Annotated in this window: 19 protein-coding genes, 1 tRNA gene and 1 riboswitch; of the genes, 18 read left to right on the forward strand and 2 right to left on the reverse strand. The window is 69.9% G+C overall.

Annotated elements, in window-relative coordinates; all coding sequences use genetic code 11:
* Positions 1–59 precede the first annotated feature (59 nt).
* From ACIBK3_RS36455 to ACIBK3_RS36530, 16 genes are all read left to right on the forward strand, one after another.
* Positions 60–803: an HNH endonuclease family protein gene (locus ACIBK3_RS36455; protein ID WP_399371986.1), complete on the forward strand. Its 744-nt coding sequence runs from the start codon at positions 60–62 to the stop codon at positions 801–803.
* Positions 804–879: 76 nt separating this feature from the next.
* On the forward strand, positions 880–1,623 hold the full coding sequence (locus ACIBK3_RS36460; RefSeq protein ID WP_399371988.1) for an N-acetyltransferase: 744 nt from the start codon (positions 880–882) through the stop codon (positions 1,621–1,623).
* 206 nt (positions 1,624–1,829) lie between these two features.
* Positions 1,830–2,489, forward strand: coding sequence for a hypothetical protein (locus ACIBK3_RS36465; RefSeq protein ID WP_399371990.1), 660 nt, complete (start codon positions 1,830–1,832; stop codon positions 2,487–2,489).
* Positions 2,490–2,506: 17 nt separating this feature from the next.
* Positions 2,507–4,021, forward strand: coding sequence for a protein kinase (locus ACIBK3_RS36470; RefSeq protein ID WP_399372031.1), 1,515 nt, complete (start codon positions 2,507–2,509; stop codon positions 4,019–4,021).
* 238 nt (positions 4,022–4,259) lie between these two features.
* A complete protein-coding gene (locus tag ACIBK3_RS36475) occupies positions 4,260–5,087 on the forward strand; it encodes a glycoside hydrolase domain-containing protein (RefSeq protein ID WP_399371991.1) in 828 nt (275 codons plus the stop codon).
* 152 nt (positions 5,088–5,239) lie between these two features.
* Complete coding sequence (locus ACIBK3_RS36480) at positions 5,240–5,884, forward strand: SurA N-terminal domain-containing protein (RefSeq protein ID WP_399371992.1); 645 nt, start codon at positions 5,240–5,242, stop codon at positions 5,882–5,884.
* 178 nt (positions 5,885–6,062) lie between these two features.
* Positions 6,063–7,043, forward strand: coding sequence for a nucleoside triphosphate pyrophosphohydrolase (locus ACIBK3_RS36485; protein ID WP_399371993.1), 981 nt, complete (start codon positions 6,063–6,065; stop codon positions 7,041–7,043).
* Complete coding sequence (locus ACIBK3_RS36490; RefSeq protein ID WP_399371994.1) at positions 7,040–8,353, forward strand: cytochrome P450; 1,314 nt, start codon at positions 7,040–7,042, stop codon at positions 8,351–8,353. Before ACIBK3_RS36485 ends, ACIBK3_RS36490 begins: the two co-directional genes overlap by 4 nt.
* 150 nt (positions 8,354–8,503) lie before the next feature.
* Positions 8,504–9,592, forward strand: coding sequence for a transglycosylase family protein (locus ACIBK3_RS36495; RefSeq protein WP_399371995.1), 1,089 nt, complete (start codon positions 8,504–8,506; stop codon positions 9,590–9,592).
* A 193-nt stretch (positions 9,593–9,785) separates the two neighbouring features.
* A riboswitch (cyclic di-AMP (ydaO/yuaA leader) is annotated at positions 9,786–9,972 on the forward strand.
* 4 nt (positions 9,973–9,976) lie between these two features.
* On the forward strand, positions 9,977–10,678 hold the full coding sequence (locus ACIBK3_RS36500; RefSeq protein WP_399371996.1) for a transglycosylase family protein: 702 nt from the start codon (positions 9,977–9,979) through the stop codon (positions 10,676–10,678).
* Between the two features lie 302 nt (positions 10,679–10,980).
* The gene (gene eno / locus ACIBK3_RS36505) at positions 10,981–12,267 is read left to right on the forward strand and encodes a phosphopyruvate hydratase (protein ID WP_030683512.1); all 1,287 of its coding nucleotides are present in this window, start codon (positions 10,981–10,983) and stop codon (positions 12,265–12,267) included.
* Positions 12,268–12,398: 131 nt separating this feature from the next.
* Positions 12,399–12,875 carry a septum formation initiator family protein gene (locus ACIBK3_RS36510; protein ID WP_399371998.1) on the forward strand — a complete coding sequence of 159 codons (477 nt, stop codon included), beginning with the start codon at positions 12,399–12,401 and terminating at the stop codon, positions 12,873–12,875.
* A gap of 23 nt (positions 12,876–12,898) precedes the next feature.
* A complete protein-coding gene (locus tag ACIBK3_RS36515) occupies positions 12,899–13,444 on the forward strand; it encodes a DUF501 domain-containing protein (RefSeq protein ID WP_399372000.1) in 546 nt (181 codons plus the stop codon).
* The gene (locus ACIBK3_RS36520) at positions 13,441–14,382 is read left to right on the forward strand and encodes an exopolyphosphatase (RefSeq protein ID WP_399372002.1); all 942 of its coding nucleotides are present in this window, start codon (positions 13,441–13,443) and stop codon (positions 14,380–14,382) included. Before ACIBK3_RS36515 ends, ACIBK3_RS36520 begins: the two co-directional genes overlap by 4 nt.
* Before the next feature lie 444 nt (positions 14,383–14,826).
* A complete protein-coding gene (locus tag ACIBK3_RS36525) occupies positions 14,827–16,242 on the forward strand; it encodes an NAD(P)/FAD-dependent oxidoreductase (RefSeq protein ID WP_399372003.1) in 1,416 nt (471 codons plus the stop codon).
* 411 nt (positions 16,243–16,653) lie between these two features.
* Complete coding sequence (locus tag ACIBK3_RS36530; RefSeq protein ID WP_399372005.1) at positions 16,654–17,955, forward strand: class I SAM-dependent methyltransferase; 1,302 nt, start codon at positions 16,654–16,656, stop codon at positions 17,953–17,955.
* Positions 17,956–18,096: 141 nt separating this feature from the next.
* Here ACIBK3_RS36530 and ACIBK3_RS36535 read toward each other — a convergent pair whose 3' ends face one another.
* Both ACIBK3_RS36535 and ACIBK3_RS36540 read right to left on the reverse strand, forming a co-directional pair.
* The gene (locus ACIBK3_RS36535) at positions 18,097–20,625 is read right to left on the reverse strand and encodes an ABC transporter permease (RefSeq protein WP_399372007.1); all 2,529 of its coding nucleotides are present in this window, start codon (positions 20,623–20,625) and stop codon (positions 18,097–18,099) included.
* The gene (locus tag ACIBK3_RS36540) at positions 20,625–21,395 is read right to left on the reverse strand and encodes an ABC transporter ATP-binding protein (RefSeq protein WP_399372009.1); all 771 of its coding nucleotides are present in this window, start codon (positions 21,393–21,395) and stop codon (positions 20,625–20,627) included. Before ACIBK3_RS36540 ends, ACIBK3_RS36535 begins: the two co-directional genes overlap by 1 nt.
* A gap of 395 nt (positions 21,396–21,790) precedes the next feature.
* Between ACIBK3_RS36540 and ACIBK3_RS36545 the strand changes: the two genes are divergently transcribed.
* Both ACIBK3_RS36545 and ACIBK3_RS36550 read left to right on the forward strand, forming a co-directional pair.
* Positions 21,791–21,874 (forward strand) — tRNA-Leu (locus ACIBK3_RS36545).
* A gap of 5 nt (positions 21,875–21,879) precedes the next feature.
* Entirely contained in the window at positions 21,880–22,491 is a 612-nt protein-coding gene (locus ACIBK3_RS36550) for a hypothetical protein (protein WP_399372010.1), read from the forward strand.
* The last annotated feature ends 62 nt before the right edge of the window (positions 22,492–22,553 follow it).

Genomic DNA, 22,553 nt, shown 5'->3' on the forward strand with positions numbered 1-22,553 from the left:
CAGGCGAAGGGGAGGGGCGCATCGTGACGCGTCTGAGGGGCGGGACGAGCTCCGCCGTCATGACCACAGTGGCGGCCTGCGCCGCGATCACTCTGGTCGCGGGCTGCGAAGGCCTCGACTCGAGCGGCACCGCACCGGAGAGCGGTGCGGCGGCACCGGCAACGGACGGACGCTCCGTCAGCCCGCTGAAGAATCCGGACGGTACGAAACCCGGTCTCGCGCCCGTCACCGGCGCCACCGACGAGGCCACGGCCCGCGAACTCATCGAGAGCCTGCGCACAAAGGGCCGCGGCCCCAGGACGGGCTACGACCGCGACGAGTTCGGCTACGCCTGGATGGACACGGCCGACGGCGTGCCGCTGGCGCGGAACGGCTGTGACACCCGCAACGACCTCCTCAAACGCGACGGTCAGAGCCTGCGATACCGCTCCGGTTCCGACTGCGTGGTCATCGCCATGACCCTGCACGACCCGTACACCGGAACGACCATCGAGTGGCGCAAACAGAAGGCCACCGAGGTGCAGATCGACCACGTGGTGCCGCTGTCCTACAGCTGGCAGATGGGCTCCTCGCGCTGGCCCGAGGACAAACGCGAGCAGCTCGCCAACGACCCGCTCAACCTCATACCGGCCGAGGGGCGCGCGAACTCGGCCAAGAGCGACTCGGGGCCCGCGTCGTGGCTCCCCCCGGACAAGCGGATCCGCTGCGCCTATGCGGTCCGCTTCGCCCAGGTCGCCGACAAGTACGAACTGCCGGTGACGGCACCGGACAAGCAGATGATGCTGCGTCAGTGCGGCGGTTGACGAGCGGCACGGGCATCTCGGTGAGGGGGCGGAAAAACGATGTTGCCCCGTCCCGCTCCCGCCCTACGGTGACCGCATGGAATTGAAGGTGTCGAGCCTCGCCGAGCGCCCCGAGATGTACGAGCGCGTCGTCGGGATGGAGAGCAGTTGGCCGGAGTTCGTGGTCCAGGACGCCGTGGGCGACTCCCACTTCGGACGGATCGCCACGGAACTCCCGCAGTATGTGCTGTTCGCCGAGAACGAGCGGGGCGAGGTCGTCGCCCAGGCCCACAGCGTGCCGTTCGCCCTCGACATCGAGGACCGCGGCGAACTGCCCGCCCGGGGCTGGGACCAGGTCCTGCTGTGGGCCTTCGCCGACCTGCGCCGCGGCATACGCCCCGACACGGTCAGCGCCGTCTCCATCGCTGTCACCCCCGGCGTTCAGGGCCACGGCCTGTCCGCCCGCATGCTGTCGGCGATGCGTGACAGCGCCGGCGCCCAGGGTTTCCAGGAGGTCGTCGCCCCGGTCCGCCCCAGCGCCAAGCATCTGGAACCCCGCACACCCATCGAGGAGTACGCCCACCGCGTACGCTCCGACGGGCTCCCGTACGACCCCTGGCTGCGCGTCCACGCCCGGGCCGGCGCGAGCATCGAATCCGTGGCACCGGCCTCCATGACCGTGTCCGGCTCGCTGGAGCAGTGGCGCCGCTGGACCGGGCTGCCGTTCGACACGGCGGGCGACGTCGAGGTACCCGGCGCACTGGTGCCGGTGCGCTGCGAGCCGGAGCGCGGATACGCGGTGTACGTCGAGCCCAACGTGTGGATGCGCCACCGCCTCTGACCGGCGCGGCGTGTCCAGGCCCACGCGTACGGGCAGGGCCTGGCCGATGTGATCGGCATGACAACGGTTCGGTACAACCCAGGACCGCTTGTCGGTGTCGGCCTATACGCTCGAAGCGACCATCACACGACCGGTGTTGTCTGTCCGTTCCGCACCGGATCGTGCCGGCCGACCCCGTACGCCCACTTCAGGGATCAGGAGCAGCCATGCAAGGCCACGGCTACACGCAGCCGGTGAGGCAGGCACCGCCGACCGGGCTGCTGGTCTTCCTGCGTGTGCTCTTCGTGGCGATCTCCGTCATGAGCATCGGTTTCCTGATGTGGGCGATGATGCTGCGCCTGGCCCTCGTCACCCGCAAGACGCTCGACTGGTGGCTCTTCGCGGGGGTTTTCGTGGTGGAGGTCCTCGTTGTCTGGCTGCTCGGATCGGAGTCCGGCGACGAGATCCACACCCCGGGCGGCTGGGCGGGCCTGCTTCTGCTCCTGGGCACCCTGGTGGCGTCGGTCGCGTACTACCTCGCGGCCGACATACGGCACTTCCAGCAGCTCCGTCACTCCGGCTACGACCCGCGGCAGCCCCCGTCACCGGCGTACGGCTATCCGCAGAGCGGGCTTCAGCCGCAGCCGCCGTACAACGCCCAGACCGTGCCCCAGTCCTCGACACCGCACAACCCGCTGCCCGGACCGGGGCTCCGGACACCGGTACCGCAGCCGCCGGGGCCGAGCGACGCCGTCCTCCACAGCCCCGTACCGCCGCCCCCGCCGCAGCGGCCCGCGCCCGCCCGGATCGACCAGGTGCGCGCCGAACTCGACGAGCTCAGTGACTACCTGCGCCGGCACGACGGCAACCATGAGGGCGGCAGGTGAGCGTCACGACGGGGCGTGTGGTCGCCGGGCGTTACGAGCTGTCCACGCTGATCGGGCAGGGCGGCATGGGCCAGGTCTGGACGGCGTACGACCAACGCCTCGACCGGCGCGTGGCGGTGAAGCTGCTGCGGCCCGACAAGGTGGCCGGCCAGGAGGCGGACGAACTGCGCCGCCGGTTCGTGCGCGAGTGCCGGGTGACCGCGCAGGTCGACCATCCGGGCCTGGTCACCGTGCACGACGCGGGCAGCGAGGGCGAGGAGCTGTTCCTCGTCATGCAGTACATCGACGGCGCGGACCTGTCCGACCACCTCGCCGAACACGACCCGTACCCCTGGCAGTGGGCGGTCGCGGTGGCCGCGCAACTGTGCGCCGTGCTGAGCGCCGTGCACGCCGTGCCGATCGTCCACCGCGACCTCAAGCCACGCAACGTGATGGTGAAGCAGGACGGCACCGTCACCGTCCTCGACCTCGGTGTCGCGTCCGTGATGGACACCGACACCACCCGCCTCACGCACACCGGTTCCCCCATCGGCTCACCCGCCTACATGGCGCCCGAACAGGCGATGGGCGGCGCGGTCGGCCCGTACACGGACCTGTACGCACTCGGCGTGGTGCTCCACGAACTGCTCAGCGGAGACGTGCCGTTCGCGGGTTCCACGGCGCTCGGTGTCCTGCACCGGCACCTGTACGAGGCGCCGCTGCCCGTGCGTCAGATCCGCGCCGAAGTCCCGGAGCCCCTCGAAGCGCTCGTCCTGCGGCTGCTCGCCAAGGACCCGCAGCACCGCCCGGCCTCCGCACAGGACGTGTACGAGGACCTGGCGCTGCTCCTGCCCGCGCGCGGGATGCCCACCGGGGCGTCTCTCGACCCCACGCGCCCGTTCCTGCGCCCGCACGCCCCCTGGCCGGACCGCGCGCGCACGCCCGCGCCCCAGCCCGCCCCCGCCGGTCCCGTCGCGCCCGCCGCCGAGAAGCCCGACGTCGCGCGCGCGGTGGACGAGGTCAAGCGTCTCCTCGGCGAGGGCCGCATCACCCAGGCCGTCGACATCCTCGGCGCGATCCTGCCCGCCGCGGCCGAGCAGCACGGCGAGCGCTCCCCGGTCGTACGCACCCTGCGCAAGCAGTACGCCGCCACCCTCATGGACGATGGCCAGTACCGGCGCGCGCTGCCCGAACTGCGCCGCCTCGCCGACGAACGCGCCGCCGAGGCCGGCCAGTCCGACCCCCAGTCGCTGCGCTTCCGCTACGAGGCCGCCCAGTGCCTGGAGCAACTCGGCGAACCCGCGGCGGCGCTCGCCGAGTACCGCGCGCTGCTGCCGTACTACGAGAACCAGTACGTCTCCGGCGACCCGGAACTCGCCCACGACGTCCGCCGCCGCATCGGCCACCTCCTGCTCGCCCTGGGCGACCGCGCCGCCGCCCACGACACGCTGGGCCGGCTCCTGCACGACGTGGAACTGCTGCACGGCCCCGGGAACCCGCTCGCGCTGGAGGTCCGCCGGACGCTGCAGTGGCTGGGGCAGGTGCGCGGATAGGGACGCCGATTGAGACGCGGACAGAGACGCCGACAGAGACGCGGGTGGATGCCCGGCTGGATGCGCGGGCTGGACGCACAGCTGGGTGCCGACTGGATTCCGCCGTTTCCTGGGGGAGACTCGTGATCTTCCAGGGGCGGAGTTTCTGAGCGACGGACCGAAGTCGTAAAGTTGCGGTCCGCATTTCCATGTAACGCACAATAGTTCCGTACGACGCACAACAGGGGTGGGGCCACACATGTCCGGGCATCGTCAGTCCAAGAAGCGCAGATACATCACCTGGGCCGTCGCCGGCACCGCGGTCGTCGCCGGAGCCGGTATCGCCGCGCAGAGCTCCATGGCCGCCACGACCTGGCCCGCCCAGCGCACCTACACCGGCCGTGCCTTCGACACCTGCGCCGCGCCTTCCCTCTCCGCGATGAAGGCCTGGCACGGCGGCCTCTACGGGGCCGCCGCCGTCTACATCGGGGGCAAGAACCGCGGCTGCTCCCAGCCCAACCTCACCGCCTCCTGGGTGAAGTCGGTCAGCACCGTCGGCTGGAAGCTCATCCCCCTCTACGTCGGCGCCCAGCCGCCCTGCCAGACGGGCTCCAGCCCCGAGAAGCTCACCGCGACCACCGCCGCCTCCCTCGGCGCGCGCGACGCCGCCGACGCCGTGGCCAAGGCCTCTGCGCTCGGCATGAAGGCCGGCAGCCCGGTCTACCTCGACATGGAGCCCTACGACATCACGAACAAGGCGTGCAACAACGCCGTCCTCACCTACGTGCGCGCCTTCGACAAGGCACTGCGCGCGAAGACGTACCGCACCGGCTACTACGGCTTCACCAGCTCCAGCGCGAAGGCGATCGCGAACGCCACCGACAAGACGGACCTTCCGGGCAACCTGTGGTACGCGCTGTGGGACAAGCAGAACACGACGACGGGGGACTGGCCGTTCGGCCCGACCCAGTTCACGAACCACAGCCGTGGCCACCAGTACATGGTCAACAGCAAGGAGACGCGGGGCGGCTACACGATCACCGTGGACCGTGACGCGTGGGACGCCCCGGTGGCCATCACCGGCTGACCGAGAGGGCCCCAGGCCCAGCGTGGGACGCGGCGGTGCCCGAAGTCCTGGTGAATCGTTGGTCGAATGGGTTGGCCAGAGCTTGCCCACTGCCTACCATCGATCACCGCAAGACCTTGTGCACCGTCGCACAATCTCCTCGGGAGGCTTCCTTGCACCGCCCTCGTCGCACCGCGCTCCTCCTAGCCGCCGCGATCGCCGCGGCCCCCCTGCTCACCGCCTGCGGAAACGAAGCGCATCCGGGCGCGGCGGCCGTCGTCGGCGGCCAGCGGATCACCGTCGCCCAGCTGGAGAGCCGCGTGACCGAGGTGCGAGAGGCACAGCGGGCGGCGGTGCCGGACGAGGCGCAGTACCAGCAGGTCATCGCCAAGACGGGCACCCTCACCCGGGACACCCTGCACAACATGGTGCTCGACCGGGTGCTGCACCGCGCCGCCCAGGACGCGGGCGTGACCGTCAGCCGCAAGGAGATCCAGCAGATGCGCTCCGGCCTGGAGCAGCAGACCGGCGGCTCCAAGGCGCTGGAGACGGCCTGGCTGCAGCAGTACGGCATCGCCCCCGAGCGACTCGACGACAACCTCCGCCTCCAGCTGGAAGCCCAGAAGCTCGCCGCCAAGCTCGGCACCGACACCCGCAACCCCGCCTTCTGGAGCGCCCTGACCGACGCCTCCAAGAAACTCGGCATCGACCTCAACCCGCGCTACGGCACCTGGGACGTCCAGAAGAGCACTCGCGTCGATGCGAAGACTCCCTGGGTGCGGGAGGTCACGGCAGCGGGGACCCAGCAGACGACGTGAGCCGCGGGCCGGGTGCGGAGGGCGAAGGGCGGAGGCGTCCCGGTACGACGGTCCGGCCGGCAGCCGTGGGGCGACCCGGCAGTGTCTGACCTGCCCGGATGGTCATACGATCGCACCGCGACCCCTGACCTGTGGATAACCTCATCGCCTCGTCGGCGCGGTGCGTTAGCTTCGAATCGTGAACGCAACCAGCCCCGAAGCCGCCCCCGTCCCTGCCCCCGGCAGGATCATCCTGCTCACCACCAGCCACCGTGTCGCCCCAGGCCTGCTGTCCTGGCCCGCCTGGCAGGCGCTGCACGCTGCCGACCGCGTGCTGTGCTCGGACGGCGCGCACCCGCAGCTGCCATACCTGCGTGAGGCGGGAACAGCGGTCGAGGAGGCGTCGCCGAGCGCCGAGGACCTGGTCGACGCGTGCGCCGGAGGGAAGACGGTGGTCGTGGTCGCGACCGGTGAGGGCGAGCCCACCCTCGCGGACGGCCTCGCCCGCCTCGCCGGCTCGGGCCGTGTCTCGATGCCCGAGCTGGAGCTGCTGCCCGCCTCCTACGACCTGCCGGGCGCCCGCCTCCTCGACCTCGTCCAGGTGATGGACCGCATCCGCGCCGAGTGCCCGTGGTCCTCCCGGCAGACCCACCAGGGCCTGGCGAAGTACGGCATCGAGGAGGCGTACGAGCTCGTCGAGGCGATCGAGGAGGGCGACCGCGACGAACTGCGCGAGGAACTCGGCGACGTCCTCCTCCAGGTCGTCTTCCATTCCCGTATCGCGGAAGAGGACCCGGACGCCCCGTTCTCCATCGACGACGTGGCCGGCGGCATCGTCACCAAGCTCATCCACCGCCACCCCCATGTCTTCGGCGACGAGACGGCCACCACCCCCGAGGAGGTCAAGGAACACTGGCTGCGCACCAAGGCCATAGAGAAGCAGCGCACCTCGGTGACGGAGGGCATCCCCCTCGGCCAGCCGGGCCTCGCCCTGGCGGCGAAGCTGGCGTCGCGGGTACGGACGGCAGGGCTCGACGTGCCGCTGCCTCCGACCGAGGGCATCGGCTACGACCTCCTCGCACTGGCGGTTCGGGCCGAGGCGGAGGGCGTCGACCCTGAGGCGGCCCTGCGAGCGGCGGCGCGGGCTTATCGCGATGCGATCCGCGGGGTCGAGCAGTGACCGACCATCTCCCGACCGGCCAGCCCCTCCCCCCGAGCCCGTCCCTCGATCCCCCCGAGCTCTTCACCTGGGAGTTCGCCACCGACCCCTACCCCGCCTACGCCTGGCTGCGCGAACACGCCCCCGTGCACCGCACGAAACTCCCCAGTGGGGTGGAGGCCTGGCTGGTCACCCGTTACGTCGATGCCAAGCAGGCGCTCGCCGACCCCCGGCTGTCCAAGAACCCGGCGCATCACGACGAACCCACGCACGCCAAGGGCAAGACCGGCATCCCGGGTGAGCGCAAAGCCGAGTTGATGACCCATCTGCTCAATATCGATCCGCCGGACCACACGCGGTTGCGGCGGCTCGTGTCCAAGGCGTTCACGCCGAGACGCGTCGCCGAGTTCGCCCCCCGCGTGCAGGAACTCACCGATCACCTCATCGATCAGTTCGCCCGGGAAGGGAGCGCCGATCTCATCCACGACTTCGCCTTCCCTCTCCCCATCTACGCGATCTGCGACCTGCTCGGCGTTCCCCGCGACGACCAGGAAGACTTCCGCGACTGGGCGGGCATGATGATCCGGCACGGCGGCGGGCCGCGAGGGGGCGTCGCCCGGTCGGTGAAGAAGATGCGCGGCTATCTCGCCGAGCTCATCCACCGCAAACGCGAGGCCCTCGCGGACGTGGCCACCCCCGGCGAGGACCTCATCTCCGGCCTGATCCGTGCCTCCGACCACGGTGAGCACCTCACCGAGAACGAGGCCGCGGCGATGGCCTTCATCCTGCTCTTCGCCGGGTTCGAGACCACTGTCAACCTCATCGGCAACGGCACCTACGCCCTTCTCACCCACCCCGACCAGCGCATCCGACTCCAGCAGTCCCTCGCCGCCGGCGAACGCGGGCTCCTGGAGACGGGCATCGAGGAACTCCTCCGCTATGACGGCCCCGTGGAGCTCGCCACCTGGCGCTTCGCCACCCGGCCGGTCAGCCTCGGCGGGCAGGACATTGCGGCCGGCGACCCCGTCCTCGTCGTACTCGCCGCCGCCGACCGGGATCCGGAGCGGTTCGCCGAACCGGACACCCTCGACCTGTCCCGGCGTGACAATCAACACCTCGGGTACGGCCACGGCATCCACTACTGCCTCGGCGCGCCCCTGGCCCGTCTGGAGGGCCAGACCGCCCTCGCCGGCCTGCTGATGCGCCTGCCGGACCTGCGACTCGCCGTCCATCCGGCGGAGTTGCGCTGGCGCGGCGGGCTCATCATGCGTGGACTGCGTACGCTGCCCGTCGAGTTCACGCCACGTGGCCGACTCGTCTCACCTGCGTAAAGGTGACACGCACTCAAGTCTGTGATCTTCACGTGATCTGCGCGGCATTAACTTGTGACAAGTGATCGTCTGCCTATACGTTCACGGATCAGCGCGGCGCCGAGTGTCGAGTGTCGCGCTGGTCACCGTTGTCTCGCGAAAGGTCTCCGCATGCTCTCCGGGAACGGCCGTCATCGTCGCCCCCGCCAGGCCCCGGCTCTCCTCGTCGCGGCCGGAGTGACCGGCACCGCCATCGCGATCCCGTTGCTCGCCGCCACCGGCGCCAGCGCGGCCAGCGGCACCACCTGGGACCAGGTCGCCAACTGCGAGACCGGCGGCTCCTGGAGCGAGAACAGCGGCGACGGATACTTCGGCGGACTCCACATCGCCCAGGCGGACTGGGAGAAGCACGGCGGTCTCGACTACGCCTCGCGCCCCGACCAGGCCAGCCGTAACCAGCAGATCGCGGTCGCCGAGAAGATCCTCGCGGACAAGGGTGTCGGCTACTGGTCCACCTGTGGACTGCTCAACGGGCTGAGCAAGGACTCCAAATCGGCCGACGTCGACACGGGTCTGGGAAGCGGCGGATCGGACGCGTCGAGCGGCTCGGACTCGTCCGGCCTGTCTGACTCCGGTGGCCTGTTGTCCGGTTCGTCCGGAAGCGCGTCCTCGGGTGCCGCCTCGGGCGCACCTTCGCCGTCCGCCTCCACACCGTCGTCGGACGCCTCCTCGGGTGCGTCGAATTCCTCGGACTCGGCGGACAATTCAGTCAAGTCCGGCTCCTCCTCTGATCCTTCCAATTCCCCTGATTCATCGGGTTCCTCCGGTTCCTCCGGTTCCGCCGGTTCTGGTCCGGGCGCCGGTGGCTCGCGGAATCCCGGCGGCACGTCCGCGGGTGCGACCGAGCAGGACGACTCGGACAACTCCTGGCGGGTGGGCGGCTCTTCGAGCCTCGTCGACACCGGAGCCCTTGACGCTGGAGCCCTCGACACCGACGCCGCGGCCGGCGGCAAGCACCGCGGCGGCAGCGCCCCGGAGGGCACGCTCGCCGGCACCGGTGACGCCGGCTCCTCCGGCGGCCGTCACGCGGCCCGCGGTGACTCGTACACGGTTCGCGTCGGGGACACGCTCGCGTCCATCGCCGACTCCCTTGACCTCCAAGGCGGATGGCGCGCGCTCTATGAGGAGAACAAGCAGGCCATCGGCGCCGACCCGAGTCGCATCACTCCCGGTCAGACCCTTGGACTTGGTGTCGAATAGGGCGAAAAGCAACGGGAGTTCACGCATACTTCGCACCGAATGTCCGGGTTGGTGAAAGTGTGGGATGAGTCTCAGAAGCCTTGATCGTCTTTGAAATTCCCCGGATCGCGTGTCTACGGTCAGGACCGCTCGTCACCACGAGCCCCGGCTGCCGCAACGCCGAATCCTGCCAGCGGTTGCCCGGGAACAGTCGTCGCGTCAAGCGCCGTAGGCAGGAGCGGGGGACCCAAGGTAAGCGCCGGGTCCGGCAGTTGAGGCCCTCCGGGGACTCGCGGCCGGCACCGGCTCGGGGTGAAGCCGCGCACCGAAAGGTGTGCGGCCGGGCAACTCAACCGGCCCGAACCCGACAGCTCACCTCGCAGGCGTCGGTGAGGGGATCCTTCCATGCTGTTTTCCGGCAAGGGCAAGCACCGTCGTCCGTCCAAGGCCACTCGGGCCATCGCCATCGCCGGTGTCACCGGCGCCGCCGTCGCCGCCCCGCTGATGGCGGCCGGCAACGCCTCCGCCGCCACCGCCTCCGAGTGGGACGCCGTCGCCCAGTGCGAGTCAGGCGGCAACTGGTCCATCAACACCGGCAACGGCTACTACGGCGGCGTGCAGTTCTCCGCCTCCACCTGGGCCGCGTACGGGGGCACCGCCTACGCCCCGCAGGCCAACCAGGCCTCCAAGGCGCAGCAGATAGCCGTCGCCGAGAAGGTCCTCGCCTCGCAGGGCAAGGGTGCCTGGCCGGTCTGCGGCAAGGGCCTGTCCGGCGCCTCCTACAGCGGCAGCAGCGCCGGCTCCTCGTCGAACGGCTCCGGCAGCGGCTCCAGCAGCTCCTCGAAGAGCACCACCCGCTCCACGACCGAGCAGCAGGCCTCCCGCTCCGCCGAGCGTCCGGCCGCGAAGAAGACCGTCACCACACCGACCGGCAAGAAGGTCAAGAAGGGCGACGGCGAGTACAAGGTCGTCAAGGGCGACACCCTCAGCTCCATCGCCGAGGCGCACGACGTCAAGGGCGGCTGGGCGAAGCTGTTCGAGCTGAACAAGGACATCGTCCAGGACGCCAACCTCATCTACCCGGGTCAGCAGCTGCACCTGAAGTAATCGGGTCGGCGGCTGCACCGCCTCACATCCGTGGTTCTTCCGCGGAAGGCCTCGTGGAGGGTCCCCCTGTCCCCACGGGCTCCCCGTCCCGGTGCGTATTCCCCCGTACGCACCGGGGCGGGGCTTTTTTGGGCTCCGGCTTTGTTCCGTTCGGAAACAATTTACTCTCGGTTCTGCCCAAGAGGTGGGCGAGCGCATGGCCGATCGGCCCTGGGCGGTTAGGCTCATCTCGCGGAGCCGACCGCGGCTCCGTGCACCACGGGCCCTGCGGCCCGCGTACCCGCGTCACATCCCAGAAGGAGATGCTCGTGCCGTCCATCGACGTCGTCGTAGCCCGGGAAATCCTGGACTCCCGAGGCAACCCCACGGTCGAGGTCGAGGTCGGCCTCGACGACGGAAGCACCGGTCGTGCCGCCGTCCCGTCCGGCGCCTCCACGGGCGCCTTCGAGGCCATCGAGCTCCGCGACGGTGACCCGAACCGCTACCAGGGCAAGGGTGTCGAGAAGGCCGTGCTGGCCGTCATCGAGCAGATCGGCCCGGAGCTGGTCGGCTACGACGCCACCGAGCAGCGCCTGATCGACCAGGCGATGTTCGACCTGGACGCCACCGACAACAAGGGCTCGCTCGGCGCCAACGCCATCCTCGGCGTCTCGCTCGCCGTCGCCCACGCCGCCTCCGAGGCCAGCGACCTCCCGCTCTTCCGCTACCTGGGCGGCCCGAACGCGCACCTGCTGCCGGTGCCGATGATGAACATCCTGAACGGCGGCTCGCACGCCGACTCCAACGTGGACATCCAGGAGTTCATGATCGCGCCGATCGGCGCGGAGTCCTTCTCCGAGGCGCTGCGCTGGGGCACCGAGGTCTACCACACCCTCAAGAAGGTGCTGAAGACCAAGGGCCTGTCCACCGGCCTCGGCGACGAGGGCGGCTTCGCCCCGAACCTCGGCTCCAACCGCGAGGCCCTCGACCTGATCCTCGAGGCCGTCAAGCAGGCCGGTTACATCCCCGGCGAGCAGATCGCCCTCGCGCTGGACGTCGCCGCCTCCGAGTTCTACAAGGACGGCAAGTACCTCTTCGAGGGCAAGGAGCGCTCCGCCGCCGAGATGACGGAGTACTACGAGGAGCTCGTCGCGGCCTACCCGCTCGTCTCCGTCGAGGACCCGCTGTTCGAGGACGACTGGGCGGGCTGGAAGGTCCTCACCGACCGCCTCGGCGACAAGGTCCAGATCGTCGGCGACGACCTGTTCGTCACCAACCCCGAGCGCCTGGCCCGCGGCATCGAGGAGGGCGCCGCGAACGCGCTGCTCGTCAAGGTGAACCAGATCGGCTCGCTGACCGAGACCCTGGACGCCGTCGAGCTGGCCCAGCGCAGCGGCTTCAAGTGCATGATGTCGCACCGCTCCGGCGAGACTGAGGACGTCACCATCGCCGACCTCGCCGTCGCCACCAACTGCGGCCAGATCAAGACCGGCGCCCCGGCCCGTTCCGAGCGCGTCGCCAAGTACAACCAGCTGCTGCGCATCGAGGAGATCCTCGACGACGCCGCGGTGTACGCCGGCCGCTCGGCCTTCCCGCGCTTCAAGGGCTGACCGCTCAAGGGCTGACCGTTCCGAGGGCTGACCTCGCCAAGGTCGATCCTCAGCCAGTCGTACGTACGTCCCCGTACCCGGTCCCGTACCGTGTGCGGGGACGTAGGCACGTGTGATGGGGAGGCGGGGACATGGCCGTGAAGGACCGGGACCGGTTCTCCACCGCGACCAGGATCAGACTGCTCGGCGAGCAGACGGCGGCCCGTGTCTACCGTTCCCAGACCAAACGGCAGGCCCGCCGCTCCCGGCTCACCGGCCGCGCGGCGCTGCTCGCCCTCGTGCTGTGCACGCTGGTCGTGGCGCTGGCCTACCCCATAAGGCAGTACGTCTCCCAGCGCGGCGACATCGCCGACCAGCAGCGTCTGCAGGAGCAGGCCCGGCAGCGGGTCGAGCAGCTGCGCGACCTCAAGGCACGCTGGCAGGACGACGCGTACGCGGAGCAGCAGATCCGGCAGCGGCTGCATTACGTGATGCCTGGCGAGACGGGCTTCATCGTCATCGACCCGAACGCTGCCAAGCAGTCGCGCGCCGACCTGGGCGCGGCCGACCGCCCCTGGTACGCGAACCTCTGGGACGGCGTCGACAAGGCCGACGCCTCCGGCCAGTGAACTGAACGACCAGAAAGACAGGCATGCACACGCCCCCGCCGACCACTCCCCGCACCGAGCCCACCGACGCGGACGTCGAGGCCTTCAAGCAGCAGCTGGGCCGCCCGCCGCGCGGCCTGCGCGCCATCGCGCACCGCTGCCCGTGCGGACAGCCGGACGTCGTGGAGACGGCCCCGCGCCTGCCCGACGGCACGCCCTTCCCGACGCTGTACTACCTGACGTGCCCGAAGGCGTCCTCGGCGATCGGCACGCTGGAGGCGAACGGCGTGATGAAGGAGATGACGGCCCGCCTGGAGAGCGACCCGGAGCTGGCCGCCGCCTACCGGGCCGCGCACGAGGACTACATCCGGCGCCGGGACCAGATCGAGGAGCTGACGGGCTTCCCCAGCGCGGGCGGCATGCCGGACCGGGTGAAGTGCCTGCACGTCCTGGTCGCCCACTCCCTGGCCGCCGGTCCCGGCGTGAACCCGCTGGGCGACGAGGCGCTTCAGATGCTGCCCGAGTGGTGGCGCAAGGGGGCGTGCGTGACGCTCCCGCAGGACGGCTCCGCCGAGGAGGACGACCAGTGACCCGAGTCGCCGCCATCGACTGCGGTACGAACTCCATCCGCCTCCTCGTCGCGGACGCGGACCCCGAGACCGGTGAACTGGTCGATCTGGACCGCCGTATGACGATCGTCCGGCTCGGCCAGGGCGTCGACCGGACGGGCCGTCTCGCCCCCGAGGCGCTGGAGCGGACCTTCGCCGCCTGCCGTCAGTACGCGGCGGCCATCAAGGAGCACGGCGCCGAGCGCCTGCGTTTCGTGGCGACGTCCGCTTCCCGGGACGCGGAGAACCGGGAAGAGTTCGTCCGCGGGGTGCTGGACATCCTGGGGGTCGAGCCCGAGGTCATCACCGGCGACCAGGAGGCCGAGTTCTCCTTCACCGGCGCGACGCGGGAACTGGCGGGACGGGACGACCTGCGCCGCCCGTTCCTGGTCGTGGACATCGGGGGCGGCTCGACCGAGTTCGTCGTGGGCGAGGACCACGTGCGGGCGGCCCGGTCCGTGGACGTCGGCTGCGTCCGGATGACCGAGCGCCACCTGGTGGCGGACGGCAAGGTGACCGACCCGCCGACGCCGGAGCAGATCGCGGCGATGCGGGCCGACATCGAGGCGGCCCTCGACCTCGCCGAGCAGACGGTCCCGTTGCGTGAGGCACGCACGCTGGTGGGTCTGGCCGGTTCGGTGACGACGCTCTCCGCGATCGCGCAGGACCTCCCCGAGTACGACTCGACGGCGATCCACCACTCCCGGATCCCGTACGACAAGGTCCGCGAGATCACCGACCGGCTCCTGCGCTCCACCCACGCCGAGCGCGCTGCCGTCCCCTCCATGCATCCGGGGCGCGTCGACGTGATCGGCGCGGGGGCTCTCGTCCTGCTCTCGATCATGGAACGGATCGGTGCGGAGGAGGTCGTGGTGAGCGAACACGACATCCTCGACGGCATCGCGTTCTCGGTGGCGTAGGCCCCCGTTCCTGATCCTCGGTTGGCCTCTGCTGAGCAGGTGGGACAACGTATGAGCGCGTCCGAGGGGTCCTTCTGGGCCTCTCGATGACGTGTCGTCGGGAAAGTTCGTGAAGTTCTTCACAAGGAATATGGCCCTACCGGAGCACGAAAGTCGCCCGGTTGACCCTTCCGGGTGTCGGATACCCCCTTGAACATGTTCAGAAGGGGTGCGGGAGGGTGGTCCGGGAGGACGCCGCCCGGGGTCGGACGAGGGGGCTCAGGCAGGCTCCGCCGACCCGGACGGGCAGCTCACGCGGCATTGACAACGGGTCCTCAGGTACACAGGTTCCCGGTTCGCGCCATGACCTGGATCACCTGGGCGGCGGAGGATAGCACACACCCGGACCAAGCTTGTGAAGGGGCGCACGAGCGACCCCCCTGGGGCAGGTGGATACTCGATGCCATGAGCACCACGGAGCGTCCCAGGATCCTCGTAGTAGGCGGTGGGTACGTAGGCCTGTACGCAGCTCGGCGCATCATGAAGAAGATGCGCTACGGCGAGGCGACCGTCACGGTCGTCGACCCCCGGTCGTACATGACCTACCAGCCCTTCCTCCCCGAAACCGCCGCCGGCAGCATCTCCCCGCGCCACGTCGTCGTACCCCTGCGACGCGTGCTGCCCAAGGCGGAGGTCCTCACCGGTCGGGTCACCACCATCGACCAGGACCGCAAGGTCGCCACGATCGCCCCGTTGGTCGGCGAGGCGTACGAGCTGCCCTTCGACTACCTCGTCGTCGCGCTCGGCGCGGTCTCCCGCACCTTCCCGATCCCCGGGCTCGCCGAGCAGGGCATCGGTATGAAGGGCATCGAGGAGGCCATCGGCCTGCGCAACCACGTCCTCGAGCAGCTGGACAAGGCCGACTCGACCAACGACGAGGAGATCCGCCGCAAGGCGCTCACCTTCGTCTTCGTCGGCGGTGGCTTCGCGGGTGCGGAGACCATCGGCGAGGTCGAGGACATGGCCCGCGACGCGGCGAAGTACTACAGCAACGTCTCCCGCGAGGACATGCGGTTCATCCTCGTCGACGCCGCCGACAAGATCCTTCCCGAGGTCGGCCCGAAGCTCGGCCAGTACGGCAAGGAGCACCTGGAAGGCCGTGGGGTCGAGGTCTACCTCTCCACCTCCATGGACTCCTGCGTCGACGGCCACGTGGTGCTGAAGAACGGCCTCGAGGTCGACTCCAACACGATCGTCTGGACCGCGGGCGTCAAGCCGAACCCGGCCCTTTCCCGTTACGGCCTTCCGCTCGGCCCCCGCGGTCACGTCGACTGCGAGCCGACGCTCCAGGTCAAGGGAACCGACTACATCTGGGCCGCGGGCGACAACGCCCAGGTTCCGGACCTCGTCGGCCGCAAGGCGGGCAACGAGAACGCCTGGTGCCCCCCGAACGCGCAGCACGCCCTCCGTCAGGCGCGGGTGCTCGGCGACAACGTGATCTCCGGCATGCGGGGCTTCCCGCAGAAGGACTACTCGCACGCCAACAAGGGCGCGGTGGCGGGCCTCGGCCTCCACAAGGGCGTCGCGATGATCGTCATGGGCAAGATGAAGATCAAGCTCAAGGGCCGTCTCGCCTGGTACATGCACCGCGGCTACCACGGTCTGGCCATGCCGACCTGGAACCGGAAGATCCGCGTCTTCGCCGACTGGACGCTCGCCATGTTCCTCAAGCGTGAGGTCGTCGCGCTGGGTGCCCTGGAGACTCCCCGCGAGGAGTTCTACGAGGCCGCCAAGCCGGCGCCGGTCGCTGCCGCGAGCAAGGCCGAGAACAAGTCCAGGGCCGAGGAGAAGCCGAAGGCCGAGCAGGCCAAGGCCTCCTGACCTCCGGTCACCGAACGCCCCGAAGGGGCCGCCCGCCATCCGTGGTGCGGGCGGCCCCTTCGGCGTTCCCGGCCGGCCTCCGGTGCCCGGGCGCGGCGCCTGTGGGCTGCCGCCCAGACCGCGGTCTCGGCCCTGAAGGGGCCTCGTCGTCAGGGCCGCGGTCGCCCCCTGTCCGAGCGAGTCGGGCGGGTGGGCGGTCGAGCCGGGTGGGGCGCGCCGGGGCGCGCAGGCCAGGGCGGGCAAGCACGAGTGAGCGAGCCGGGCCGGGCAAGGAGGAATCGGACGCATGCGAGCTACACGCATTTTGCTCAGCCGTAACGCGCATGGGGGACTGCGGCCCGGCCCCGCAGGTGTTTATGTGTGACGTGGGTGTAGGTCATTCCGGACCCCCCCGTCACGGAGGTGTACGCCATGTCAGACGCCGCGCCGCGGCTGAAGAGCCTCGTCGAACAGTTGCTGGGAGCCCCTCTTCCGGTGCGTGTGCGTGCCTGGGACGGTTCCCAGGCGGGGCCGCCGGGCGCGCCGACACTCGTCGTCCGCAACCGCCGGGCCGTGCGCCGGCTGCTCTGGAAGCCGGGCGAGCTGGGCCTCGCCCGTGCGTGGGTCGCGGGTGACCTGGACATCGAGGGGGATCTCTACGCCGCCCTCGACCTGATGGCCGGCTTCGTCTGGGAGCGCGGGGAGGACGCCCGCACTCTCGCCCAGGCCCTGCGCGACCCCGACGTACGGGCCGCCGTACGCGGACTCTTCGCCCTCGCCGGACCGCCGATCCCGCCCGCCCCGCCGCGTGAGGAGGTCCGCAGACCGCGCCGCGGCCTGCACACCAAGCACAGCGACAAGCGCGCGATCAGCCATCACTACGACGTCGGCAACGACTTCTACGAGCTCGTCCTCGGGCCGAGCATGGTGTACTCCTGCGCCTACTGGCCGGCCCCGGAGAGCGACGGCGGCACCCTGGAGACCGCCCAGCGCGACAAGCTCGAACTGGTCTCCCGCAAGCTCGCCCTGAAGCCCGGGTTGCGGCTGCTCGACGTGGGCTGCGGCTGGGGTTCCATGGCCATCCACGCCGCCCGCGAGCACGGCGTGAGCGTCGTCGGCATCACCCTCTCCCAGGAGCAGGCGGCGTACGCCCGTAAGCGCGTCGCCGGCGAGGGACTGACCGACCGGGTGGAGATCCGCGTACAGGACTACCGGGACGTCACCGACGGACCGTACGACGCGATCTCGTCGATCGGGATGGCCGAACACGTCGGCTCGCAGCGGTACCTGGAGTACGCCGAGAATCTCTTCCAGCTGCTCAAGCCCGGCGGACGGCTGCTGAACCACCAGATCGCCCGCCGCCCCCAGCGCGACGAATCGACGTACGACATCGACGAGTTCATCGACGCCTACGTCTTCCCGGACGGCGAACTCGCCCCGGTCGGCACCACCGTCACCCAGCTCGAACGCGCCGGGTTCGAGGTTCGGGACGTCGAGTCGATCCGCGAGCACTACGCCCTCACCCTGCGCCGCTGGGTCGCCAACCTGGAGGCCGATTGGCCCCGGGCCGTGCGGCTCACCAGCCCCGGCCGGGCCCGTGTCTGGCGGCTGTACATGGCCGCCTCCGCCCTCGCCTTCGAGCACAACAGCATCGGCGTCAACCAGGTCCTCGCCGTGAAGACCCCCGAGTCCGGCCGTTCGGGGCTGCCGTTGCGTTCCCGTACCTGGAACTGAACCGGTAACCGCGGGACCTGAACGGGGAACGGGGAACGGGGAACGGCGAAAGGGGAGTGCAGAAGGGGCCTGCCGCCATTCGGCGACAGGCCCCACTCCCGTACCGCTGCCCCGGCGGCCACCTGTCCCGCTATCTCCCCGCTACTCCGACTTGATCGCCGTCAGCATGTTCAGTCGGGCCGCCCGCCGGGCCGGCCAGAGGGCCGCCAGGACGCCCACCGCCGCCGCCAGCAGCAGGAAGACGGCCATCCGCGCCCACGGCAGGACGAGTTCGTACGTCGGCAGGCTGGTGCCCATCAGTTCACCGGCCGCCCAGCCGAAGAACACCCCGAGGCCGATGCCCAGCACCCCGCCGAAGAGCGAGATGACCAGGGACTCCAGGCGGACCATCCGTTTGATGCCCTTGCGGTCCAGGCCGATCGCGCGCAGCATGCCGATCTCCTGCGAGCGCTCGAAGACCGACATGGCCAGGGTGTTGATGACCCCGAGGACCGCGACGATCACCGCCATCGCGAGCAGGCCGTAGACCATGTTCAGGACGAGCGTGAAGGTCTTCGCGACGTCGTTGGAGAGGTCCTTCTTGTCCTGGACCCTGATGGCCGGGTTGGAACCGAGCGCCTTCTCCAGCCGGTCCTTGGTCGCGCCGGACGCGCCGTCGGACGTCTTGACCATCACCTGCATGTCTGACACTTCGGACTCGTGCGGGGCGAGGGCCGCGTTGTCCACGATGACGCCGCTGATCATCTCGTTGCCCTCGTAGACCCCGGCGACGGTCAGCCGCTGCTTCCTGCCGTCCTCGTAAGAGGCGGTGAAGCCCGAACCGGCCTGCCAGCCGCGGGACTTCGCCGTCTTGTCGTCCACGACGACCTGCGCGCCGCCGACCTTGAAGGAACCGCTGTCGACCTTGAGATCGGTCAGCTCGCCGATCGTGCTGCCCGTGACACCGGTGAGGTACTCGGTCTCGCCGTCGATCCGGGCGGCCGCGTTGCGCAGCGGGCTGGTGGCGGTGACGCCGTCGAGACCCTGGAGTTTCCGCGCGACGTCGGGGGACAGCTCGTTGCCGTTGGCCATGGAGATGACGTAGTCCGCGCGGATCGCCGAGGAGGCCAGCTTGTCGATGGACTTCTGCAGGCTGCCCGCCATCACCGTCATCCCGGTGATGAGGGTGAGGCCGATCATCAGGGCCGACGCGGTGGCGGCCGTACGACGAGGGTTGCGCACCGAGTTCTGGCGGGCCAGCCGGCCCGAGACCCCGAAGACCCGCAGCACCGGTGCCGCGGCCGCGATCAGCGGGCGGGACAGCAGGGGCGTGAGGATGAAGACACCGATGATGAGCAGGACCGCGCCGATGCCCATGGGGGCCTGGCCGTCCGAGCCGGACATCGTCGTCGCCGCGAGGACGACCGCGACACCCGCGGCCGAGAACAGCGAGCCGAGCGTGTTGCGCAGGACCAGCGACTTGGTGGTCGGCTGGGCGTGGAGGCTGCTCATCGCCGCCACCGGCGGGATCTTCGCGGCCCGGCGGCCGGGCAGCCATGCGGCGAGCATGGTGATGAGGATGCCGACGGCGAGGGCCGCGACGACCGTACCCGGCGTGATGATCAGCGGCCCGTCCGGGACGGTCGCGCCGAGCGAGCCCATCAGCGACCGCAGCCCCGCCCCGATGCCGATCCCGGCGGCGAGGCCGGTCACCGCGGCGACCGCGCCCACCACGAAGGCCTCCGCCAGTACCGACCGGGTGACCTGGCGGCGGGAGGCGCCGACCGCGCGCAGCAGCGCGAGCTCCTTGGTGCGCTGGGCGACCAGCATGGTGAAGGTGTTGGCGATGATGAACGTACCGACGAACAGCGCGATGCCCGCGAACACCAGCAGGCCCTGCTTCAGCCCGGACATCGACGAGGCGATCATCTTCGCCTGGTCGTCGGCCAGTTCCTTGCCGGTCGTGGTCTCGACGAGGCCCTTCGGGAGCGCCTTGTCCAGCTGCGCTTTGAGCGCCGACTGGCTGACGCCCGCCTTCGCCTTCACGGTGATCTCGTCGTACGTGCCCGTCTTGCCGAACAGCCGCTGGGCGGTGGCCGTGTCGAAGAGGGCGAGGCTGCCGCCGGCGGCGACATTGCCGTCGTCGGTGGTGAAGACGCCGGCGATCGTCGGGGTCAGCACCGGCCCGTCGACGGAGATCCGTACGGTGTCGCCGACCTGGTATCCGGCGCGCTTCGCGGTCTCGGAGTCGATCAGGACCTCGTTCTTCCCGCGGGGCGCGTGTCCGTCGGTCAGTGGGTACCGGGCGTCCTTGGTGCCCCAGTAGTTCTTGCCCTCCGACCGGAAACCGCCGCCGATGAGCTTGCCGTCCTTGTCGGCGATGGCGGTGAAACCGTTGACGACACCGATGGCGGACGCGGCACCGGGGACCTTCGCGCTCTCGTCGAGCAGCGCCTGGGTCAGCTCGGGCGTCCTGCCCAGGCGATCCCCCTTGCTTTCCTGGAACTTGGCGTCCACCGCGACGTCGACCTGGTCGAATCCCTTGGCCGAACTCTTCTGGAAGGCATCGGAGATGGTGTTGGTGAAGACCAGCGTCCCGGACACGAAGGCCACGCCGAGCATCACGGCGAGCACGGTCATGAGCAGCCTGGCCTTGTGCGCGAGGACGTTGCGCAGGGCGGTGCGGAACATCAGCTGGTCCGGCCCTTCGCGTCGAACTGCTTCATGAAGTCGAGGACCCGGTCCGCTGACGGGCGGTGCATCTCGTCGACGATCCGGCCGTCCGCGAGGAAGACCACCCGGTCCGCGTACGCCGCCGCCACCGGGTCGTGGGTCACCATCACCACCGTCTGCCCGAGCTCCCGCACCGAGTTGCGCAGGAAGCCCAGGACCTCGGCGCCGGCACGCGAGTCGAGGTTTCCGGTCGGCTCGTCGCCGAAGACGATGTCGGGCCGGGAGGCCAGCGCGCGGGCCACGGCGACGCGCTGCTGCTGGCCGCCGGAGAGCTGCGAGGGCCGGTGGCCGAGCCGGTCGGCCAGACCCACCATCCCGATCACGGTGTCCAGCCACTGCTTGTCCGGTTTACGGCCCGCGATGTCCATCGGGAGGGTGACGTTCTCCAGGGCCGTGAGGGTCGGCAGCAGGTTGAAGGCCTGGAAGATGAAGCCGATCTTGTCCCGGCGCAGCCTGGTCAGCTGCTTGTCCTTCAGGGACCCGAGCTCCGTGTCGCCGATGCGCACCGAGCCGGAGGAGAAGGTGTCCAGGCCGGCCACGCAGTGCATCAGCGTGGACTTGCCGGAGCCGGAGGGGCCCATGATCGCGGTGAACTCGGCCTGCCGGAACTCGACGGAGACCCGGTCCAGGGCGACCACCTGGGTCTCGCCCTGTCCGTAGATCTTCGACAGATCCGAGGCGCGCGCGGCCACGGTGGTGGTCCGGCCGGCGATGGGAGTGGTGGTCACGGGAAGGTGCTCCTGACGGGACGACAGCGAGTGGACGTGTCCCATCGTGGTCGTCGATCACGCCGGTGTAGTCAGTCGCTGTTCCGGTTCCGACGGCAGACTCGGGACGGACCGGAGGCCGCTGTGTCATACCTGGGGATGACGGCGGTCCCTGAGGGAGGCTGGGGCAGGCACGTCAAGAACAGGTGGAGCCCCCTCGTTCGGACGGTGAGATTCCGTCATTCCGCATGTGCCGCGAGGGGTTGCGCGTAGCGCTACTGGCAAGTGTGGATGGCCCGTTCGAGTACTGATGCACCCTCAGACATCAATAAAATAAGACAACATCGGGTTGCGCGCCCGATGTTGACGGGATGTCTCCCGATAGGCTCGGAACCTCGATGCGGGGCCCATGGCCTGCCCGGATGGTGGAATGCAGACACGGCGAGCTTAAACCTCGCTGCCCCTTCGCGGGCGTGCCGGTTCAAGTCCGGCTCCGGGCACTTCAATGCCTACGGCGCCTGACCTGGTGAAAAGGTGGGGCTCCCGGACAGGGGCCACGCAGGCCGAGCGGTTCGATCCCACCGAGGAGGGACTGGCGGCGGCCGAGCTGTTCTGCGAGGCCGTCAACGAGCACCAGCAGCAGTGGCCCCCCGGCTGGGTGAAAGGCAAGGGGATGATTGTCCCCGAAGCCGTCGACGACTCGGAGTACTGGTTCAGCCAGTACGCGGCCGAGTCGGTCAACCACCGCACCGGCGTGGAGGACCGCTACCGCGATGCCTGCCATGGCGAGCTGGCGCGGTACATCAACCCGACGTTCGGCAACTGCGACATCCGGTCCTCGGAGCACTTCTCGAAGCGGACCATCCAGGCGTGGGTGAACCAGCTGGAGATGACGGAAGTCCGGCGCGGTTCCAAGAAGAAGCTGATGTCGCCGAAGACGATCAAGAATCTGCACGGGCTGATGTCGAGCATCCTCCAGGAGGCCGTGGAGGCCGACCCGCCGCTGCGGGACCGCAACCCCTGCAAGGGCGTGCGGCTGCCTCGGACCGACGACGACGGCACCTGTACGTGTACTGCCCAGGCTGGTTGGTCGAATCTGTGCGGCGACACGGCCTGATTCTGTGAGATGACGAAGGCCTCCGGTTGTGGAGTGGAGCTGTCGAGGAACCGCTCCGCCAA

Origin of the sequence: Streptomyces sp. NPDC050287 (assembly GCF_044459385.1) — a bacterium.
Classification (GTDB): Bacteria; Actinomycetota; Actinomycetes; order Streptomycetales; family Streptomycetaceae; genus Streptomyces.

Coding starts and splice junctions, on each gene's coding strand:
- ACIBK3_RS36455 (WP_399371986.1), top strand. CDS start 60: ATGACCACAGTGGCGGCCTGCGCCGCGATCACTCTGGTCGCGGGCTGC.
- ACIBK3_RS36460 (WP_399371988.1), top strand. CDS start 880: ATGGAATTGAAGGTGTCGAGCCTCGCCGAGCGCCCCGAGATGTACGAG.
- ACIBK3_RS36465 (WP_399371990.1), top strand. CDS start 1,830: ATGCAAGGCCACGGCTACACGCAGCCGGTGAGGCAGGCACCGCCGACC.
- ACIBK3_RS36475 (WP_399371991.1), top strand. CDS start 4,260: ATGTCCGGGCATCGTCAGTCCAAGAAGCGCAGATACATCACCTGGGCC.
- ACIBK3_RS36495 (WP_399371995.1), top strand. CDS start 8,504: ATGCTCTCCGGGAACGGCCGTCATCGTCGCCCCCGCCAGGCCCCGGCT.
- ACIBK3_RS36500 (WP_399371996.1), top strand. CDS start 9,977: ATGCTGTTTTCCGGCAAGGGCAAGCACCGTCGTCCGTCCAAGGCCACT.
- eno (WP_030683512.1), top strand. CDS start 10,981: ATGCTCGTGCCGTCCATCGACGTCGTCGTAGCCCGGGAAATCCTGGAC.
- ACIBK3_RS36510 (WP_399371998.1), top strand. CDS start 12,399: ATGGCCGTGAAGGACCGGGACCGGTTCTCCACCGCGACCAGGATCAGA.
- ACIBK3_RS36515 (WP_399372000.1), top strand. CDS start 12,899: ATGCACACGCCCCCGCCGACCACTCCCCGCACCGAGCCCACCGACGCG.
- ACIBK3_RS36525 (WP_399372003.1), top strand. CDS start 14,827: ATGAGCACCACGGAGCGTCCCAGGATCCTCGTAGTAGGCGGTGGGTAC.
- ACIBK3_RS36530 (WP_399372005.1), top strand. CDS start 16,654: ATGTCAGACGCCGCGCCGCGGCTGAAGAGCCTCGTCGAACAGTTGCTG.
- ACIBK3_RS36535 (WP_399372007.1), bottom strand. CDS start 20,625: ATGTTCCGCACCGCCCTGCGCAACGTCCTCGCGCACAAGGCCAGGCTG.
- ACIBK3_RS36550 (WP_399372010.1), top strand. CDS start 21,880: ATGCCTACGGCGCCTGACCTGGTGAAAAGGTGGGGCTCCCGGACAGGG.